Annotated in this window: 4 protein-coding genes; 1 reads left to right on the top strand and 3 read right to left on the bottom strand. The window is 56.5% G+C overall.

Annotated features, from left to right (window positions below; genetic code table 11):
- Window positions 1-59: 59 nt before the first annotated feature.
- On the bottom strand, window positions 60-1070 hold the full coding sequence (locus HIJ39_RS22000) for an aminotransferase class V-fold PLP-dependent enzyme (RefSeq protein ID WP_169103185.1): 1011 nt from the start codon (window positions 1068-1070) through the stop codon (window positions 60-62).
- A 113-nt stretch (window positions 1071-1183) separates the two neighbouring features.
- Between HIJ39_RS22000 and HIJ39_RS21995 the strand changes: the two genes are divergently transcribed.
- Window positions 1184-1720 (top strand): cupin domain-containing protein, encoded by a 537-nt coding sequence (locus HIJ39_RS21995; RefSeq protein ID WP_169103184.1) that lies wholly within the window; start codon window positions 1184-1186, stop codon window positions 1718-1720.
- Here the strand turns inward: HIJ39_RS21995 and HIJ39_RS21990 are convergent.
- Both HIJ39_RS21990 and HIJ39_RS21985 read right to left on the bottom strand, forming a co-directional pair.
- Complete coding sequence (locus HIJ39_RS21990) at window positions 1717-2655, bottom strand: pyridoxal-phosphate dependent enzyme (RefSeq protein ID WP_169103183.1); 939 nt, start codon at window positions 2653-2655, stop codon at window positions 1717-1719. The two genes, HIJ39_RS21995 and HIJ39_RS21990, sit on opposite strands and share 4 nt — an antisense overlap.
- A gap of 9 nt (window positions 2656-2664) precedes the next feature.
- Window positions 2665-3540: APC family permease (locus HIJ39_RS21985; protein WP_169103182.1), on the bottom strand; the 876-nt coding region annotated here is incomplete at its 5' end.

The following is a 3540-nucleotide window of genomic DNA, read 5'->3' as shown; positions in this document are numbered from 1 at the left end:
TGTTAGAAAATGCCGAGGGAGGGCAGGCGGAAAGTTCCGTCTGGTGCATTACTTAGACTTTATGAAAACTCTCCTAGTCCCTCGCTGTCAGGTGTCAGCACGGCCACCTGCGGCCCCCTCTTATCAGGATCGGTTGGGGAATACAGCGCATATCCAGCCTCCTCTGCACCCCTCTGTAACTGGTCAGCCAAGGAGGCAACATGGGTGAATACCACCTGCCTGTCTGTCTCATTGATGAGTCGAATTCCCGCCGCCGCGGCATAGGCCGCTGGGATGGCCGGTGTTCCTGTCTGGAACCTTCGCGCGCCGGCGGCGTAGTCGAGCACGCGCGGCGTGAAAGCAAAAGGTGCAGTCCTGGCAAACCATCCCGTTAACACCGGATCGATTGGATGATCGATCCGGGGATTGGTCCACAAAAAAGCCATTCCCGGAGTTCCAAGGAGGTACTTCAAGGAACCCGCGAAGAGGTAATCGCAACCCAAATCGTCGACATTGCTGGGAACCACTCCAGCCCCCTGGTAGGCATCGACCACGACGCGTGCCCCATAGCGATGAGCATAATCGGCGATCGCTCGTACTTGCGGGCGCATCCCGTTGGCGTATGAAACCAACGGCACGGACACCAAGGTTGTACGCTCGTCAATGGCATTTTGGTACGCTTCCACGGTGAGGTCCCCAGCAACGTCCTGAACAAAGCGGACCTCGGCCCCTCGCTGTTGAGCCGCCAACCAGACGTGAGCGATGGACGGAAATTCCAAATCGTTGGTGACGATGGTATCCCTGGCATCCGAATACGTTTGCCCCCAAGCGACCTGAAAAGCCGCCTCCGATGCACAGGAAACCACCGCAACGTCGCTATCGTTTGCGTGAATGAGCCTCGCAAATTGCCGCCGCGCCTCGTCAACCATGAGCATCCATTGATCCCACGGTGCTACCTCTTGCTGCCAACTCTCCATGAACTGGTCCATAGCTTCCCTGACGCGGTCGGAAAGCGCTCCTTGACTGCAACTGGCGAGGTGAACCGTGTCGACTAGCCCGGGAAAATGTTGTCTGAACTCTTCTGCACGCATGCTACCAACCTCCATGATGAATTCGGCCAGATCCGTTTTTCTTTTACAAAAACGTCACCCCCTTTGCTGCACGTTCGCTAAAATAAAGTGACTCAATGATCGGAGGTCATCATGTGTTAGGCGAACGGTTGCGAGACCTGCGGCATGACCGCGGTTTCAGTCTGAAACAATTGGCGGAGCTCACCGGCGTTTCCATCGCTCTTTTGAGCCAGGTGGAGCGTAACCAAATCGACCCGAGTCTCAATACCCTAAGAAAACTCGCCAAGGCACTGGACGTACCTCTGTTCAGTCTTTTTGCCGGATCAGCCGATCCGGGCGTCGCTGTCATCCAACGAGACCGGCGGCCGAGCTTGACTGCCACGCCGGGGGCCGTGGCTTACACGCGCATCTCCCCAGGTTTTGGACGCCTGGAGGTGCTCGAAGGCGTCCTTGAACCCGGATCGGCATCGTCGCCCACGTTGTGGGAGCATAACTCGGAAGAATGTGCCGTAGTGCTCAAAGGCTCCCTCGTGGTGGAATTTGCTTCAGAATCCTACACGCTTCAAGCTGGCGACAGCATTTACTTCGATTCGAATCGGGCACACCGATACGTCAACCCAACCGATGCTCCGAGCGTCTACATTGTCGCTGTCACGCCGCCGAGTTTTTAATCCTTCCAACCGGCTCCAGTGAGAACCGCTACAATCGTCGCATCGGTCGCAATCTCGCCGCCGGCGACAAGGCTCGGCAATGCCCCAACCCCGGCGGCCCCAGACGGTTCCATCCAAAGTCCCTCGAACGTCCCCAAGAGGGTTTGCGCCATCTGAATGTCAGCATCGCTCACAGTAGTCGCCAAATGCTTCGCACGAGTGCCCGTCGCGTCTCGCAAAACCTGCAGCGCATGATTCCCACTAAAGGCCACCCGAAGTCCTGACGCCACAGTCGTGGGATTGGGCCGATATTCGACCTTGGGCGAGTCGTTTCGGACGGCGTCCACCAAAGGTGATGCTCCTTCAGGCTGAACCGCGACTAGCTGGGGGACAAATGCGGTGACCCCCCTTCGCCAGAGGCGAATATAAGCGCGAGCGTGTGCGACCAAGTGATCTCCTCCGCCCGTAGGGATGATCACGACGTCTGGGGCTTGCCCCAGTTGGCTCACGATTTCTTCGGCAATCACCTCGAATCCCTGAATAATGGCCTGATTCACAGGCTCCCAGAAGAAGGCGAGGTACGCATCCATATCCCGCGCTATCCGACTAATCTGCTCGATAAACGTGTCGGACGGCTGATTGAACAACCCGTCCACCACCATGATATCTGCGCCATACGCCCGAATCTGGCGCAGCTTCGCCGGCGGTGCAGCGGGATCGACCAACACTGTTGCGCCTAGGCCAGCACGGGCCGCGTGTGCCGCGATGGCCGCCCCGGCGTTTCCACTGGAGGCGGTCACGACCCGTCGAAATCCCCCGGAGAGCGCCTCTCGAATAGCCACCACAGCTCCCCGATCTTTAAAGGAACCCGAAAGAGAGACCGTCTCGTTTTTCACCCAAAGATGGGTCAGACCGAAGTGTATCCTTAACCTTTCCGCATGCTGTAACGGAGTCACATTGACCTCCTATAATCCGGGCGGCGCGGCGTCCATGCGCTCGGCCGTCACCATACCCGCCTGCTTCAGAACGTCCGGACGGCGACGAACGGTCCGCCCCAATAGGACAAAGCCGATAATCGCCCAAAGTACTACCAAGTATGGTGGGATGTTGTTCGGAAAACTAGGGACCGGAAACAGAGAGAAGTATATCGGGAACAAGAACATAAGGCTCGCGATGATGGGGATGATGCCATGTACCAACAGACGAAATTCGCCCGTCTTGCGGTAATACCGTATCAACGAGATATTGGCCATGATGTGTATCACGAGGTTCGACAGCGTCACCAGTTCGGCCAGAAACAGGAACCCACTGAATGAGCCAAGCCAAAATCCTACAATAGTGACAATCACGATCCCGATAATGGACTGCGTGTGAATGGCCCGAGCCGGCGTCTTATACCTCGGATGCGTTGACCCTAGAACAGCCGGCACGGCAATTTTGTCCCGCCCCAAGGCGAACAGCACACGAACCTGGGCATTAGTAATAGCGATGATCGCGGTTACCGTACTGTTGATGATGAGCACCGTCAAAATCCAAAACCACGGGGTCCATTCCGACGCCAACACTTTCTTGACCAAATTAAGTAAGGGCATCGGCAATGAGACGTAACTCCCCATGTTGTGAACGCCCCATGCCACAGTGGTCGCGTACCCGACGAAAATCAACACAAACCCGATGATGACCAACGACAGAATCACTGCACGGGCGATGGATTTCTGAGGGTTCTTCGCCTCTTCACCTAATGTGGCCGAGGCTCCGTAGCCCGCAAAGATGTTATTGGACTTGTCAACAGTTTGTTTTTGGGGACAAATATCAGCAGACGCCCAGAGGGAACACGCGCA

It is taken from the genome of Sulfobacillus harzensis (assembly GCF_012933365.1).
Taxonomy (GTDB): domain Bacteria; phylum Bacillota; class Sulfobacillia; order Sulfobacillales; family Sulfobacillaceae; genus Sulfobacillus_B; species Sulfobacillus_B harzensis.
Note: the sequence above shows the minus strand (reverse complement) of the source record. Positions and strands in the feature narration are given on the sequence as shown.

What these genes read in the sequence shown, in the direction of transcription:
- HIJ39_RS22000 (WP_169103185.1), bottom strand. Translation starts at nt 1,070, where the DNA reads ATGCGTGCAGAAGAGTTCAGACAACATTTTCCCGGGCTAGTCGACACG.